This window comes from Centipeda sp. (in: firmicutes), from assembly GCF_057271695.1.
Window position 1 is genome coordinate 17818 of sequence record NZ_DBHIVL010000041.1, and the last position, 1420, is coordinate 19237.

The window sequence follows — 1420 nt, forward strand, 5'->3', positions numbered from 1 at the left end:
ATGGAAGTAATCTCTTCCGGATTCATTTTCATATTTCGCTGTCACCCCGCTAGTTCGCCATTAACTCTGCCGTCATTGCTTCGAGACGCCCCTTGATACTGCCGTCGATGCGGCGGTCGCCGATGCGCACCACCACGCCGCCGATGAGCGAGGAATCGCGGTGCTCGCGTAGAGTTACCTGCTTGCCCGTGATGCGTTCGAGTTTCTCCGTCAGCTCCTTCACCTGTGCGGGTGCGAGTGCCTCCACCGTCGTGACATCCGCCACGGCGATACCGAGTTTCTCGTTCGAGAGCTGTCCGAAGATCGCGCTGATCGCGTCGAATACCATCATGCGCCGCTTGTCGATGAGCAGCAGGAGGAAGTTCAGCACCGTCTCGCGCACACCGCCCTCGAACACCTCCTTCAGGAGGGACTTTTTGTCCTCCGGCTGGATGTTCGGGTTGCAGAGATACGCCTTCAGCTCAGGGCAGTCCTGATAGAGCTGCTGGACCTTCGCCAGATCCGCGCCGTACTCCTTGAGTGCGTTATCCTCACAGGCAAGCTCGAAGATCGCGCGTGCGTACTTGCGTGCAAGTTCCATGTTCAGCATGGCGCATCACCAATCTTGTTCGCGTCGAGTTTTGCAATAAACTCGCCGATGATGGCATCGTTGTCCTTCGCCTCCAGATTTTTCTGGATGATCTTACCCGCTGCCATGAGCGACAGGGCGACAACCTCCGCTTTCAGCTGCTCAACCGCCTGCGCACGCTCGCGCTCCATCTGCAGCTCATTCGCCTTCTTCATCTGTTCGATCTCACGCTTCGTCGCCTGGATGCTCGCCTCACGCTCCTCGCCGGCACGCTTCTCCGCCTGATCGACGATCTCCTGTGCCTTCGTACGCGCGGCGGCAAGCTGCGCCTTGTACTCATTGAGAGTCGCCTCGGCAGCGGCCGCATCCGCGTCCGCCTTTTCGATGCTCTCGGCGATCTTCGCCCTACGCTCATCCATCATGCGGACAATCGGCTTGTACGCCACCGCACGCAGGAGTGCAACGAGAATCAAGAAGTTGATAATTTGGACAGGCAGCGTCCCGTTGAGATCAATCAGCCCTTGCGTAATTTCACTCAATTCCTATGCCCCCTTTGCAAAATCCATGCTGTCTCCAAGTGCTTACTTAATCAGCGGATTTGCATAGAGCATGATGATACCGAAAACGACGCCGATGATGGCAAGTGCCTCGATCAGACCGACCGAGATGAGCGTACGCGTAAAGAGAACGCCGCCCGCCTCCGGCTGACGTGCCAACCCCTCGATGAAGCGGCCCGTGACAAGACCGTCACCGATGCCCGCGCCGATCGCGGCAAGACCAAAGCAGAGACCCGCACCGATAAGAGCGCCTGCGACCATGATTGCGTTTTCCATGAAAAGATCCTCCTTAAAC

Annotated in this window: 3 protein-coding genes; all 3 read right to left on the reverse strand. The window is 57.7% G+C overall.

Going from position 1 to position 1420, the window contains the following annotated elements; translation table 11 throughout:
- Positions 1 to 49: 49 nt before the first annotated feature.
- The 3 genes from ACO6BQ_RS07630 to atpE are packed head-to-tail and all read right to left on the reverse strand — an operon-like array spanning position 50 to position 1401.
- Positions 50 to 589 carry a F0F1 ATP synthase subunit delta gene (locus tag ACO6BQ_RS07630; protein WP_489120276.1) on the reverse strand — a complete coding sequence of 180 codons (540 nt, stop codon included), beginning with the start codon at positions 587 to 589 and terminating at the stop codon, positions 50 to 52.
- The gene (gene atpF / locus ACO6BQ_RS07635) at positions 583 to 1107 is read right to left on the reverse strand and encodes a F0F1 ATP synthase subunit B (RefSeq protein ID WP_489120277.1); all 525 of its coding nucleotides are present in this window, start codon (positions 1105 to 1107) and stop codon (positions 583 to 585) included. The genes ACO6BQ_RS07630 and atpF overlap by 7 nt, the downstream gene beginning before the upstream one ends.
- 42 nt (positions 1108 to 1149) lie before the next feature.
- Positions 1150 to 1401, reverse strand: coding sequence for a F0F1 ATP synthase subunit C (atpE, locus tag ACO6BQ_RS07640; protein WP_006305519.1), 252 nt, complete (start codon positions 1399 to 1401; stop codon positions 1150 to 1152).
- Positions 1402 to 1420: the final 19 nt, after the last annotated feature.